General features: G+C 61.2%; 10 protein-coding genes and 2 pseudogenes. 5 read left to right on the forward strand and 7 right to left on the reverse strand.

Features of this window, described 5'->3' with window-relative positions:
• The first annotated feature begins 70 nt into the window (after positions 1-70).
• Positions 71-805, forward strand: coding sequence for a hypothetical protein (locus OS914_RS16965; RefSeq protein ID WP_267547234.1), 735 nt, complete (start codon positions 71-73; stop codon positions 803-805).
• Entirely contained in the window at positions 802-1539 is a 738-nt protein-coding gene (locus OS914_RS16970; RefSeq protein WP_267547235.1) for a hypothetical protein, read from the forward strand. The genes OS914_RS16965 and OS914_RS16970 overlap by 4 nt, the downstream gene beginning before the upstream one ends.
• 232 nt (positions 1540-1771) lie before the next feature.
• Here the strand turns inward: OS914_RS16970 and OS914_RS16975 are convergent, their stop codons facing one another.
• A complete protein-coding gene (locus OS914_RS16975; protein WP_267547236.1) occupies positions 1772-2650 on the reverse strand; it encodes a hypothetical protein in 879 nt (292 codons plus the stop codon).
• A gap of 615 nt (positions 2651-3265) precedes the next feature.
• Between OS914_RS16975 and OS914_RS16980 the strand changes: the two are divergent.
• From OS914_RS16980 to OS914_RS16990, 3 genes and pseudogenes are all read left to right on the forward strand, one after another.
• Positions 3266-3643 (forward strand): annotated as a pseudogene (locus OS914_RS16980) (transposase); the annotation flags it as partial.
• 445 nt (positions 3644-4088) lie between these two features.
• A complete protein-coding gene (locus tag OS914_RS16985) occupies positions 4089-4253 on the forward strand; it encodes a hypothetical protein (RefSeq protein WP_267547237.1) in 165 nt (54 codons plus the stop codon).
• 783 nt (positions 4254-5036) lie between these two features.
• Entirely contained in the window at positions 5037-5489 is a 453-nt protein-coding gene (locus tag OS914_RS16990; RefSeq protein ID WP_267547238.1) for a DUF488 domain-containing protein, read from the forward strand.
• On the opposite strand, the gene OS914_RS16995 is transcribed toward OS914_RS16990, so the two are convergent.
• The 6 genes and pseudogenes from OS914_RS16995 to OS914_RS17020 form a co-directional block, all read right to left on the reverse strand.
• A complete protein-coding gene (locus OS914_RS16995) occupies positions 5486-6334 on the reverse strand; it encodes a hypothetical protein (protein ID WP_267547239.1) in 849 nt (282 codons plus the stop codon). The genes OS914_RS16990 and OS914_RS16995 overlap by 4 nt on opposite strands.
• A 290-nt stretch (positions 6335-6624) precedes the next feature.
• Positions 6625-7746, reverse strand: coding sequence for a hypothetical protein (locus OS914_RS17000; protein ID WP_267547240.1), 1122 nt, complete (start codon positions 7744-7746; stop codon positions 6625-6627).
• A 50-nt stretch (positions 7747-7796) separates the two neighbouring features.
• Positions 7797-7988, reverse strand: coding sequence for a hypothetical protein (locus tag OS914_RS17005; protein WP_267547241.1), 192 nt, complete (start codon positions 7986-7988; stop codon positions 7797-7799).
• A 94-nt stretch (positions 7989-8082) separates the two neighbouring features.
• Positions 8083-9903, reverse strand: coding sequence for an ATP-dependent nuclease (locus OS914_RS17010; protein WP_267547242.1), 1821 nt, complete (start codon positions 9901-9903; stop codon positions 8083-8085).
• Positions 9904-10112: 209 nt separating this feature from the next.
• Positions 10113-10637, reverse strand: a pseudogene (locus OS914_RS17015) (magnesium chelatase domain-containing protein); the annotation flags it as partial.
• Between the two features lie 1063 nt (positions 10638-11700).
• Positions 11701-12063 carry a hypothetical protein gene (locus OS914_RS17020; RefSeq protein WP_267547243.1) on the reverse strand — a complete coding sequence of 121 codons (363 nt, stop codon included), beginning with the start codon at positions 12061-12063 and terminating at the stop codon, positions 11701-11703.
• Between the last annotated feature and the right edge of the window lie 706 nt (positions 12064-12769).

Here is a 12769-nt window from a genome sequence, read left to right on the forward strand (position 1 = left end):
CCGCGCAACATACGCTTAGCTAAAATCGAAGACAACCAGATCCACTCCAGCGAAAAGGAAAAGACCCGCAATGTCCGTGCCGGCCAAGGCGTTTACCCAGTGGCTGCATTCCGTGGCCCCTGACGCGAGCACGGCTTCTGTCTCGAGGCTGTCGGGGATTAAGCGCTCAACCCTTGCCCAGCAGCTGGTCCGCGGGAAAGTCGCCGTCTTCACCGTCGTCAGCATCAGCCGCGCGTTCGACGTCGACGTTGTTGCCGCCCTGTCGGTGTTCGACAAATACCACGATCTGGCCAGCGGCAGGCTGCCGCCAACCGAAGCCGAGCTGGTCAGCCAGATTTCCGACGTCGATCTGCTCCGTGAAATCGTGGCCCGGAATGCGGGCGAAGATTCCTTAGAACCAGCCAGCGGGCACAAGCTGGCACCAATGCCGCACAAGACGTCCGTCCGCAGCTGGATCGATGCCATTGAAGTCCCCGGTCTCAGGCATACCATTTCCCGGGACCTCCAGATGGCCCCGCAGAACCTTTCCGCGCAGCTAAGTGCCAATCGGCTCCCGCCGGACGTCGCCGTTCAAGTTGCCCGGATTGCCGGAGTCGGACTCACCGGGGGGTTGGTTGTCACCGGCATCCTCACTCCCGAGGAAGGCGGCTGGCCCGGGAATGCACGCGAGAAGGCACTGCACACGCTGGGGGACACAGACCTCGTCACGCTGGCGGCCGCACGGCTGGACGTTCTCGGGAAAGCGCTGCGGCGGACCGATCAGGATAATGAACAAACGAACGCACTGTGGGAGAACCTCGGATGATCGCTGTAGTGCAGTGGGTGGCCCTGGGCCTGTGCCTTTTTTGCGCCGCGTGGCGTGTCCCGGCCACGCTCCGGGGCCGGAACGCAGGACTTTTCTGGGCTTTCGTGCTGCTGGCGGTGGCCGTGGGTTTGAGCCTTCCGGAAATTTATCTAGTGGTCGACAGCTGGCTTGGCGGCCACAATATCGCCAATCTCGCGATCCGCTTTGCGTTATATGCGATTTTCTATATTCTCGCCGTGAAGTTCACCGCGGCGTACCGGTCCTCCGGCGGTGCCCGGCTTGTCCGCGGCCCCCTGGGCATGTCGGTGCTGGCGCTGATCAGCGCCGCCACCGTGGTGCTTTTTCTCATCAGCGACCTGCCCACCACCAGCGTTGGACTGCAGAGCTACAACAATCAGCCGACCGTGCAGGCCTATGGGCTGCTCGGACGGCTGTACCCGGCGTACACCGCGGCTTGTTTGGTCAGGCCTACTGCGTCGGCGGCAAGGTCGGCGTGGACGACCGGGCGTAAAACGGCGGCCATCGCAGCAGGCCTGATCTCCGCAGCGTTCATCATGGTCCTGCTGCTCACTGCCCTGCAGCTGGCAGCCACCGGCATTACGCCGGTCTCGGAACTGATTGCCCTGCTCTCCTACACGGCAATCGTCTGCATGGCACTTGGTCTGTCTCTGACCTGGATTTCACTGCAAATGGAACGACGCCGAAAGTCACAGTGGGCCTGGGCAGCCAAATAACTACCTGCCGCGGCTGTCCACCGAATGGACGCCAGCTTCCCGATGTCCACATATTCATTAGAACGTGCAATAATCATGAATATGTGAACAGCCGAGGGATTGGCCGGAAGCATGGGGGTCTTGGGGGGTGAGTGGTGGCGGCTTGGGCCTGCCACCACTCAGCCATTTAAAGGCGATAACTCCGCCCGCGCGGAGGGTCCCTGCGACCAGATGGCGGACTGCCAGCCGCGGTTCAGCTGAGGACACTCAGCGTCAGGTCCACGGCATTGAGCAGCAAGGCGAGGATGGATGTTCCGAGGCCGGCGACCAGCAGGAGGCCGGGTTGGGCCAGCCCAATCACGACGCGGCGAAGCGCCGGCCGGTCCCGCAGGAATTTGTCCGGCACTTTCGAATCCGTCGGCGCCTGTCGCCATCCGCGCAACCGGCCCAGGAACCACGCGCAACGGATGACGAACGCCAGCCAGAGCACGCTCACCACCAGCGGGAACGCTGCCAGCAGCAATTGGAACCCGAGACCGGTGACCTGCCGTTCGTCAGCGGCGGACAGCGACTGGATCGTCGTGGAGATGGACGCGCTGAGCACCACCGAGAATCCCCAGATCACGAAGGCCAGCACCAAGCCAAGGAAACGCACGACAAAGTGGCCGAGCACCGATTCCGAGATCGGTTTGAGGTGTTTGCGGGGCGTGGCATGCAGCACGGTGACGGTCGCCAGGAGCGTTGGCAACGCCGCCAATCCCACCAGCACATACCACATCCATCCGGCCAGGTCGGCAAACTCGTCCACGACAATCAAGACAGCCCACGATCCGGTCCAGATCCAGCCGGTACGCAGCGGGCTCCGGACCAGCCAGCCGGGGAGCCAGCCGTCGGATGCGGTGGTCTTCGACGGCGGTGCTCCCGGGCTCGACGGCGGTGCCAGCAGCGGGTTCACCAACCTCGGGTTCGGCGGCGGTACGGGCACGCCATTGGATTCCGCTCCCCCGGCGGGAGCGCTGCCGGTCCGCTGCCGCCCGTCGCCGTCGTTCATGTCCCCGTCGTTCATGTCCCCGTCGTCCATGTCGCCGTCGTCATCCACAGTCCCGCCGCCCACAGCACGGTCCTCGTTCATAGCCCTACTGTAGCGAGCCCTCGCAGTGCACATCACCTAGGGTTTTGGTCCACGGCCCCGCCGGACCAGGGACACTGCAGGCACTGGCGGCGGCGTTTAGGGACGGCTGGCCCTACGTTCTCGTAGATCCGAGTCAGCACTTTGCCGGGAAAAGCCGGCAGGTCAGCGGCAATGTGCCGCTGACCTGCTGTTTCATGTGGAGATGGGGGGAATTGAAACCGTCAAACCCCTACGGAGACCGGTCAAGGAACGAAAAATATCCCAGAAAATCAGCAATCCGTGCTCAGAACTCCTGATTGGAAACAGCTCTGCAACCTCATTCTGCTGACAATGTCAGCAGAATGAATGCTGACCACAGGAGGCTGAGATGTGTCCTTGTCCGTGAGGTTCTCAGCCCCACTTCCAAGAGTATCCCTGCAGGCTCAGATGGACTGTCTGATGGTCAGGAATTCCTCAATGTGAGCGAAGACCTGAGCATGCGCTCCCATTGATGCGTATCCATTGTCCGGATAACCCCGGCCGCGCCGCGGCCAACCGGAAACCCCCAAAACCCAGGGTGGGGCCAAAACAAACGACTAACCCGGGGCCAAATCAACTTGCTATTCCCGAGCGGCGGACAAACAGCGTGCCCGGCTCGAGAAGGCGATCAACGCCGATGACCCACACGAGGAGGTCTACGTGGCTCGGCAATGCGCTCAACAGCTGCGAGCCGCCTACGCCGCCCCGTCGGTGGTCGAGGGCAAACGGATGGCCCAGAAGGTCCTGGCATTCCTGCCGACCTGCCCCATCCCCAAGATCCGCAGACTAGGACGAACGCCACGACAGTGGAAAGACGCGTTCTTGGCCTACTTCCACGCCGGCAGAGCGGACAACGGCGGTACCGACGCCATCAGCGAACTCCACCGCCGCATCTCTCGCGGATTCCACAACCCCGACAACTACGACCTACGCATGCTCCTCATCCGCGGCAGACTCGACCGCCCCGAGAAGTAAGAAGAGCACGCTTTCCAGTGGCTGCCGCAGAGCGTAGAGTACCCGGCGTTCATATTCGGGTGCCTCAACAAACAACACCCATCCCCCGCATATCGGCGGCCGAGCCCATCCCGAGCTTTGGCCAGCAGCCGAAGGCCTCTGATTGCTGACATGACCGCGCTGCCATCGCAAGCGCATCCACACCAATGCTTGCCGAAACAGCTGGAAGAAACGTCTGATTTGACACCTGAAACCTGCGTCAAGCAGGCGGTTTCCTCGGAATCGGGGTTACTTCTTCTCCCTCCATGGTGCTCGAAACCACGTGTACAGTGTGGTGGCTGGGACGATGGCTCCCAATACACGGACAGCAGTCCGATGCGGAACCCGGGGGCAATCGATCAGGAATGTCCTTTCGCTTCATTTCTGCTCGGGTCCGATCCATGAGTGGAAACCCCGGAAATACGAAATGCGCGATGGAATGCCGCACGGAACGTCCCTGTTCGGAAGTGCGGCCCGCGTCTACTCCAAGGACCTGGACTGGGTAACAGACCCGAAATCCAGTCCGCTGCCGTCGCCCACGGCTCCGCTGACACCCGGTACATCGCCGAACAGATCATCGATGACGTCCTGAACAAGATTCCCTCCCCTGCCACCTTCGCTGCCCCCGCAACCCGGGAAGGGACCATCGAAGCCATCCTCGCCGGCGGCAGCCGGGCGGTGGCCCGTCTTCAGGACGGCACGCAGGCCCTTATCCGTCAGGAAGACGCGCTGCCGGGCATCCCCCTGGACTGGCTGTACAACCCGGGCAACCAGTTAGCGGGACCTTCGACGAGAGCACCGGGTCCCTCGATGTCTCCGGGACCCTCACCATCCCCCGCACCGCCCAGGCCTGGAAAAAGAGAAGAGAGGCCTGACGCCTGGGCATCTCCCCTCTCACGCAAAAGGGAGCCCGATGGGAATGGCCAGACTTACCGCACCGCCCACCTGCCGCAGCCGCGGGACCACGGCCTGAACAGGGACACGCCGAAGAGCCTGCCGCGGAGTCGATGGCACGCTCCATCGCTGGCGTCCGCCCGCAGGGGCTGCAGCCTCATCGGTTTTCCACATACACCAAGACGCCCCTACCGGCGGCCAGCCCCTGATGCTGCACTGGACCCATGCTCAGCTACGAAGACATCATCATGCTTGGAGAGGAACGAGTCCTCGTCATCCAGGAGCACAAGGAAGGACGCTGCTGGTGCGGCCAGACCTGGCATTGACCGGTACCGGTAGAGGCTGCGGCAAAGCTGGAAACCACCGAAGCCGAAGGGAACGCAAGTTCGCGCCGGGTCCAGTGAAACAGGGCGTCTGCATCGAGTAACGCCAGGGCGGGGTGCGACGGCGGCCGATTTTGCGCCCGTGCAAGAATGAGACCATGTGGACTGAAACGAGCGGCGTCATCGGTGTTGGTTACGAGGGGAAGGACATTGCGTCGTTCCTTGAGGAACTGACGGCTTGTAAAATCGGGACGGTCGTGGACGTTCGGTTGAACCCGATCTCAAGGAAGAAGGGCTTCTCAAAGAGAGCGCTTAGCGAAGCACTAGCCGAGGCCGGCGTCGGCTACAGCCACATGCCGGCGTTGGGGAACCCCAAGGACAACCGTGACGGTTTTTGGGCTCCGGGCACTGTGGCTGCAAAGGTTGCGGGCGAGCGTTTCGAGTTTCTGCTTGAAGGTGAAGTAGCTGCTGAAAAGATTATTGAGCTCACCGACCTTGCCGCGGGGCAACGTGTGGCCGTGCTGTGCTTTGAGGCCAGCGAACTCTGCTGCCACCGCAAATACGTTCTCGCTCGCGTAAAAGAACGCCTGGCGGCTCTGGTCGGCAGCTAACGGGCCCCTGCTGCGTAAACGCCCAAGACACCGAACGCCTGGGGTCTTTTCAGCTGGTTGCCCAGGAAAAACACCGGACCGCGGGCCGGAGCGCACAGCTGATCCAGGAATCTCTTTTGGATTGAAGCTTTGGCGGCTTCATCGGTGTCCCCCGCGTGCCGCCGCTGAAGTTCGGTGAACTCCCAATCCAGCAGACCTTGCCGGTGTCCCTTGCAGATCCTGCCAGTGCAGCGGTAGCGATAATGACCCTCGAATCGCGGCGGGGACAGGATCGATTTATCCGTCTTAGGCCCGAAGAGTGTGTCTTGGTGCAGATGCGCTTCCATCTTGGCTTGCTGTTCCGTGGTCCACCCGTCGAAAAGTCGGAGTTCCAGCTTGTCGATGTCCGCGGGCACCACGGCAGCCAAGGATGGGCCGGCCGATCCACTCAAGGCGCGGGCGTTGAGTTCGCAGGTGTTGAACACACCGATGAGCGGATCAACGTGCGGGTGCCGTGGCTTCCACGGCTCAAGGTGCGAATCGATGGTCAAAGAGTCCAGGATCGGCGTATAGCTCTCTGGTCGTCGATCCTTGGACGCTTGCGTGACCTTTAGTTTCACGATGTCGTACTTCTTGAACTTCGCGTCGGCCTCGAGATAGCGAAAAGGGATCGGGTAAAGACGAATCCATTCCGGGCCGCCTTCCGTAAGTCTGAGACCTGCCACGCAAACAGTGTCACCATGGTTAGCCGAGGGCTGTGGAGCGGCCTTGACCGTGATCAGCACTTTCGCCTCTGTAATACCCTCTCCGAGTTCCTTTTCATACTCAGGCCGGCCGTTGGCGAACAACCCTTCCCCGAACATCATTTCAACTGCCCCCAAAAATAACCCTCAGTCATGCGACTATCGGGACTACACCCCCGCTCCTAGCGGTCGGCGCTACTGTGCCTTGGCGTTGCATGGGCCAACGGCTCACTTCGTGATCATATACAGGATCCGACGGCCGACCTTGAAGATGGGTCCTGACGGTCCGTGCCAGAATGTGGTCTCTGCCATCGAACCTCGGCTCCGTCAGCCATTGATTCAGCTGAATTTTCCCAAGGAAGCTCGCTAGCAGCTACTTCTCGGCGACGTATCGGCGCCCCACACAACGACGCTTACCGTCGCGATGCTGCAAGTGTTATGGCTGCATCGGCATCGGCAGGCAGCCTTTTACAGACGAAATTCGCTGCGTGGTCCTGAATCAATCGCTCTTCGCCTGGCAAATTCCCGTATATCTCGAGCGCGGCGTCGTCGTGTGCCCTGAATCGCGAGCGATCGGAGTCAGTCTGAATCAGATACGTGACCCCACATTCGCATTCCCTTAGGAATGCGTAGAATCTTCCCCGCATCGCCTCCCTGAGCAAGGCTGCCGGATAGGAGACGACGTGTTTCTTACACATAGCGGGGACCTTAACATGGTCCTCCACAAGAATGCTCTGCGGCACGTCAACCCCTGGACGCCATGAATGTAAATCCAAATGTTCGACCGTAGATCTGATCATCTTCCCGTCGGCGAAACGGAGGAACGATTCTTCGGTGCAGGGTTGTCCGCCTGGCCATTGCAGCGCGGCGCTGCTTGGCCATAGTTGCGGCATCTGCAGCTCGGTCGTCACATCCACTTCCAAAGCCGGCGACGTGAACCGTAGCCCCTGAATGACAAGCTGACCGAGCACGATTGTGAGCATATACCCCTGCGGTACATCTGGTTCCGGGCTGCACGGCACACGTACGACCAACGGTGTCACCCGCACGCCGGAAAAACCATCAGTCCCTGCGTACTTGCCGACCCAAATCCGGCTGGCATCAAGGGGCTGCATCCGTTCCCGCTGTTCGTACAAAGCGGTGTACTCGGATGGCGCAAGGCCGTATCCCTCATCGCGCTGCTTCTCACTGGATAGGAGCATCGCCGTGAGGGCGGTCTTCTGCGCCCACATGGCTATCACTCCCTGGTCTTCGACCGCAATCGTTCCAGGCTTACCGAGGATAAATGGAGTGAGAACACGCTGGGCGACCATTTCCAGCTGGCTCATCCACCCGTTGTTGCAGGATGCACAGAAGTTCTTCACCTGCAGCCGATAGGGAGGCTGTTCCCCCATGTCCCGGGGCAAGCCATTCAACGCGCCCGCGTGGTGCCTGGCGGGGCTGAGGTCAAGACCAATCTTGCTCACCCACTGGCCAAAAACATGCTCACGGGTCAGCGGCTGCGTGGAGCCGCAGAAGGCACAGGAAATCGACATGGGATGATTATGCAGGTGCCAGGGCTAGAGGACGGAATCGGCTCAGGACTTCAGTCCGAGAGGTCACCGGCTGCCATCCGCTCAGCAGTGCGACGGTACACCTTGGAGATGTAGTCTTCGACGTCGCTGGCGCCAATGCGCCGTACGTTCCGCCCAACTGGAAGCCGCGAAGTTCGCCGCTCCCCACCAGGCCACTTCTTCTTGTTCCATTCAACCGTGGCGGCGGCTCCTTCGCGTTCCACTTCTCGAATCTTGTCCGCAGGTTATCGGGTACGGCTGGCATCATGGTGGTGTCCCCTAGCGCTGGTGCGTGCAGCCGACACACACCGACAACGTTCAGAGCGGTGACCGCTCGTGATCCTTCACGATGGTGCGAAGCCAGTCATCGAGCGGCTCAACCGCCTGAGGGACGTTCTTGCGTGTAGCAAGGTGCTCTCTCAGGAGAGCCGACGGCAAGTGCGGCTTGACCTTCCCCGACTTCTTGCCTGTGGAGTTCCAGCCCTTCGAGCCAAGCCAGGCCGCCAGCTCCTCTTTGCCTGGGACGCCTGACGCGTATCTATCCGACGCCGCCTGGTCAACCTCGTGCTCGCCCGCCGGACCGAGCATCTCAGCGAGCTTCTTCTGACCGATGGTGTCGAGCAACAGGCCTTCAAGATCGGATGCCAGAACGAACGCATCCCACATCACAAGGCTGCGATTGAGACTCGCCTGCTGCTCAAGTGCGGCCTTCAAGTTCGACACCGTTGCATCCGCCAAGCCATGCAAAGCCTGAAGCTCACTCTGGGACGGGGCAGGATCTCTGGCTTTGAGGATCTCCAGCAACACGCGCTTGCCTTGGCCGCCTGGCTTGTGCACGCCGTCTTTGTCAGTGATCACGTAGGCGCGAACGCCGAAGTACTGCGCCAGACCCACGAGATGCTTGATCGTGTCGATGCCCGACGCTTCGATGACAGCGATACCCATGGCGTAGTGGCCGCCCGCCCCGCCGGTGATGCGAGCGAGCAGATCGTCGATCAGGAGCTTGTCACCATGGCCTTCGACAAGAACAACCGAGTTCGCGAAGACGAGCTCACTGTTCGTTGCGTTGCAGTACCTGGTCAGCCGGCCCTCTTCAGCCACTGTCAGCTCCTGACGACGCGCGGTGTAGTTAGTGCCGCCGGAACTGAGTGGAAGCCGTACGATGCGACGGACCGAGAATGAATCCACCAACACGGGGCTGTGGGTAGTCACAAGAAGCTGCGCACCTGCTGAGATCTCCCGCAGGATCTTTGCCATCGCCCGCTGCGTCTGCGGATGGAGGAAGGCTTCAGGCTCCTCAATCGCGAACACCACGTTTCCACCCGCCTGCTGACTCCGAGAGGCGACATACCGAAGGATCCCGAGCACCATCGCGGACTGGAAGCCGGTACCACGTTCGGCGATCGAGACCTCCACCTCGTCCCGGCTGGTGATCACAGCCTCCTGGAGCATCCCTCGAAGAGCATGCCTTGAGTCAGGCAAGGTGATCCCAAGCTCACGCTCCCGAAACGGAAGCTCCGTCGCCACAGCGGCCACGGACTCGCTCAGGACCTTATGCACAAGGTCCTCAACTGGTTTGATCGCGTCCTCGAACTCCTTCTGCAGCTGACTCCTGCGCGAGCCACCCGATCTCACGAGCACGCCCTCGAGCGTCTCGTACAGCCTGACCAACGACTGGTCGTTCTCGCCCTGCCCGGATTCGCTCACGCGGACGGAGGGGATCTTCACGAAGCTGAACGATTGCAGTACCGCCTTATAGAGCTCACTCGCGCGTGCAGACTTGCGACTGGCTTCGTAGGTGATCTTGCCGCCCCGTGAGCATGAGATCTTGATCCAGAAGGTGCCGTTCCTGAGGACCGCGTCGGCGAACATCTCCTGCTCGTCCTCGGCAAGTCCCCCGAAGTGCACCACGACGCTGGACATCATCCGGGGGCCTCCCTGCACGTAGTACTCGTGCAACGGCTTCAACCGCAGCAAATCCGACCCGGTCGGGTTGGCGAAGAAAGTCTCCAGCACTCGGAGCAGCGACGACTTTCCGGCATTGTTCGGCCCGGCAATCAGCTGCAACTGCGGATCCAGCTCAATGCTCAGCTTCTCGAACCCAAGCAGCCGCTCTACGTCAACGCGATCTATGTGCACGCGGTTCAGTCTATGGGCATAGCTGCCCGAGGAACGGGAGCGACGACCACCTGCAGCCAAACAAGCTGGCGCGCCCATTCAGCTGTTGGCCCGCAACGTCGAGGATGGACTCGGATAACCACTCCCCCAGAATCCATCCACTGCCCTCTCCGACTGGCAGATTCCACGCCAGCATGGACCTCACACCACCTGCATACTTACGGACACATCCCCGGCGGTCCGACCATCATCAAATGGTGGCCGCCGGCTGCGGCGATCTCAAGGGCCAACCGTGCCTCCGCCTGGCCCGCCACATCGACCAAATCCGGCCCGGGCACGGGTGCGGTGCCGTCCCGGGCCGGCCGGTCGGCTCTGACCGCGACGGCCGGTTAATCATCCAAGGTCATCTCGTGCGGGTCCGCGCCAAAGGCCAGAGCCACCCGGGCCAGGGACGGGTACCCGACTACTTTCGCGCCTGGTACGAGCCCGGCCTCGGCTAGGTTTCCGGCCGCCACCGCGAAGTCCGCAAACCTAGCCCTAACAGCGGCCATCACCGCAGGCAGGATGCCACGGACCTCCCGGAGCCGCCCATCCAGCCCCAGTTCCGCGATGAAGACGGTCCGCCCGGTACCCCGAATATCACCAGCAGCCCGCAGGGCAGCCATGACAATGGCCAGATCGAACGCCGATCCCTTTTTCGGCAGCAAGGCCGGAACCAGATTCACTGTGATCTTCCGGCGGCTCAACGGAATACCTATGCCGACGTTATCGGTGGAGGCACCCCAGTTGAGTTTGACCGTTGTCGCGGTTGCCGGTGATTGAGACAAGGGCCCGGTCTCGTCGGTGCGGTGGCGTCAGTCTGCGGGAAGCGCGCCATCCCGCCAGCCCACTTCCGCAGTGATGTTTTTGTGGCCGCGGCGGTGAGATCTTCACCTGCCCATAAAGTTTCAGCGGAACAATGGAACTTGTATTCCACAGCCTGATGCTGGACGGGCGGCCGAAATCCGATGAGTGATGGGCTCGGGATTGATTGCCAACAGCTGCAGCAGTTCGTCTCGGGCTCCCCATGGAAGGTGAAGTCGGTAAGTTTTCGGATTGGCTCCCGGTTGGAAGATGGTTGGTAAAATGGAGGTGAAGCGTGGGGTGCTTGCGGTTTCTTGCCTCAACAAACAACACACCTCCCCCGCGAATCAAAGGTCGTGCCGAGCCAGCCGCAACACTGGTCAAGACCCTTCGGTTCATCATCCGTGACATGGATGGCGGACAGTCTGACGTGATCGTAATGAAGCGGCGCCATGTCACTTCCGGGTTTCCGGCAGATGCGCGAGATGGGAAGGTTCGAAGCAAGGCTTATGGACCAATCCCGCACCCCAGAGTACCGGCTTAGATTCGGCGTCGAAACGCAGACTCAGACGTTCGAGATCGGTCAATCAACTCGGCCAGACCGACTGGTCGCCACAGATGTGTTGATGGCGCTGCAGGCTTATCAGCACACGCGCACCTTACACAACCAGTACCGGCGGCGGCCCGGTCCGGGCCGCACCTACGGGCAACGGCTCGTGCGGGAACCAGGGCATCACGCCGTGCGGTAAGGTCCTGCTCTTCGTGGATACGCGGGCGTAGCCACGATGATCTTCGACAAGCGATCCAGTGTGTCATATAAGGCCCCATCACCGGACAGTTCACCGGACACCCCTTACGGGACGGTCGGTGGTCAGCAATCGCAAATCTGCACTTCAGGAGCGGATATGTTCGGTGGAGGACCGGCTAACGGAACGCTTTCTATCCGCCGTACGGGAGCTCATCGCCTCAGGGTGGCTACGAACGTTTTGCGAACTCAACGCGTATGTACTTGAGCTCATCGCGCGGGAGGACGGCGGTCAGCACCCCGCCTCGTTCGAGAGATGCACCCACCCCATAAACGAACGGGTCCGTGTCGATCTCCACGCCCCGGATCTCGACGCCATCAACTCGCACAGTGATCTCACCATTGACCGATCGGTTGGTGATGTCTGGAGCGGGCCCGCCCCGGACGTTGGCTCCGAACCGGCGTTCGCGCCGGTACCGGTTCGTGAGGATGTAGTTGACGTGATCCACCAACACCCGGGCTGGCGATGAACGCTCGGACGCGTCGCGGTGCCAAGTGGTCTTCACAGCCTCCCAGAGCTGCGGGTATCGCATGCGTTGGACCTGCTCGACCAGCCACTGCGGGCGCGGCCATCGACCTCCTCGGCGCCCGCAACGCGGCCCTACACGCACTCGTCACTGAAACCCGCCGCCGGTAGTGGCAGACCTCCTCGGCTACAGCTATCAGGTCACCACCAAACACGCGGCCGCAGCAGCCCAGCCGTGGGCAAGGTATGCAAGACAAGAGCGTATGCTCACTTCGAATCGAGTGGCGAGGCCGCAGGAGGGGCATACTTGATGAGGGGATCGGAGTTCGGTCGGAATCCCAAAGCCTGTCACCCTCTTTTAGTGGGTCCAGGCCAGGTTGTCAGTGAGCGGGAAATGTAACTGCAACTCATGGAGCCGACCCCTGCAGCGGTAATAAGCGGGTTGAAAGGAATTGGAACCGTGTCGAATCCGGATGACGAAGACCTGAACCGAGCACGCGCTGCGCTAGCTGCATTTCGGGCCAATCCGCCGACTCGACGGTATGCGGAGTACCATCTTGCGGACGAAGAAACTGTGGAGGCAAAGTACCGCGGCCCAATCGGCGGTTACCCTCTCTTAGAGGAACTGCTAAGGAATTCTGATGGTTCTGTCAAGCCCCGGGTTTGGTGGAGGGTTTGTTAGACCCGTTCCATCATTTTGATGGCGGGCAGGTTTGAGTAGAAATTGGTTTCTGCTTCCACCGGTGGGATGTAGCCGATCTCTCCGTGGAGGC

Source organism: Arthrobacter endolithicus (assembly GCF_026627425.1).
Taxonomy (GTDB): Bacteria; Actinomycetota; Actinomycetes; order Actinomycetales; family Micrococcaceae; genus Arthrobacter_M.